Here is a 1,253-nt window from a genome sequence, read left to right on the forward strand (position 1 = left end):
CGCCAGAAGGGCATGCTCATGCAGCGCGGGCCGCCGCGGCCGCGGGAGAGCTCGGCGGAGGGCACGACGAGAAGGTCCAGGCCCTCCTTGTACAGCACGTCGTTGGTGACGGTGTTGCGGGCGTAGACGCAGATCTTGCCGGGCTCGACGCACAGGGTGTTGGAGCCGTCGTTCCACTGCTCGCGGGAGGCCGCGATCGGGTCGCCGCCGCCGCAGGGGATCAGCTTGACCTGGTCGACGCCGGTGGCGTCCTCCAGGACGTGCTCGAGGGTGTCCTCGATCAGGCGGATGTTCACGTCGCCCGGGTTCTTGCCGGCGGTCAGCTCGTAGACGCGCAGGGTGCCCATGATGGCGGGGTGGATCGTGAACTTATCGACGTCGATCTGGGTGAAGACCGTGTCGAGGTGCATGAAGGCGCGCGAGACGGGGATGTCGAAGGCCAGGATGCGCTCGACCTTGGAGTCGGAGTTCCAGAAGATGTTCTGGGCCATGACGTCGATGGCGGCCGCCTGGGTGCGCTGGGAGATGCCGACGGCGAGGGTCTTCTCGTTGATGTTCAGCACGTCGCCGCCCTCGGTGTGGAACTGGCAGTCGCGGCGGAAGTACAGGGAGACGTCCTTGTAGTCGGGGTGGTACTTGAAGACGTACTTGCCGTACAGGGTCTCGCGGTTGCGGGTGACCGAGTACATGCGGTTGAGGTTGACGCCCTCGCCGACGACCGCGAACGGGTCGCGGGTGAAGTAGAGGTTGGGCATCGGGTCGATGATCAGGTCGGACTCGGACTCGGAGTTGACCAGGGAGTCGAGGGTCGTGGACGCCGTGAGGGGCATGTCGATCTCGGCCTTGGTCATGCCGGCCATGGTCTTCTTGACGAACTCGAGGTTGTCCTCGATGGAGTCCAGCTTCTCGCGGACGATCTGCGGCATGTGCTGGCCGCGGATGCCCGCCTCGGCGATGTACTGGTCGGTGAACTCGGCGCGGGCGCCGGGGACCTGGTCGAACACCTCCGCGACGAGGTTCTCGAGGTAGAGCACCTCGACGCCCTGGTCCCTCAGGATCTGGGCGAAGGTGTCGTGCTCCTGCTGCGCGACCTCCAGGAACGGGACGTCGTCGAACAGGAGTCGCTCGAGCTCGTCGGGCGGCAGGTTGAGGAGCTCGTCGCCGGGACGGTGCAGGCAGACCTTCCTGAGCTTGCCGATCTCGGAAGGCACGTGCAGACCTTTCGTCATGGCCTCCTACCTTTCTTTCGGGCC

1 protein-coding gene is annotated in these 1,253 nt (G+C 65.7%); it reads right to left on the reverse strand.

All coding sequences use genetic code 11. The features are described 5' to 3' along the window. Positions 1–1,229, reverse strand: a 1,229-nt coding sequence (gene arcA / locus DW003_RS09825; protein WP_118388887.1) for an arginine deiminase, incomplete at its 3' end; no start/stop codon positions are given. Positions 1,230–1,253 lie beyond the last annotated feature (24 nt).

Origin of the sequence: Collinsella sp. AF36-3AT (assembly GCF_003475205.1) — a bacterium.
GTDB classification, from domain to species: domain Bacteria; phylum Actinomycetota; class Coriobacteriia; order Coriobacteriales; family Coriobacteriaceae; genus Collinsella; species Collinsella aerofaciens_AF.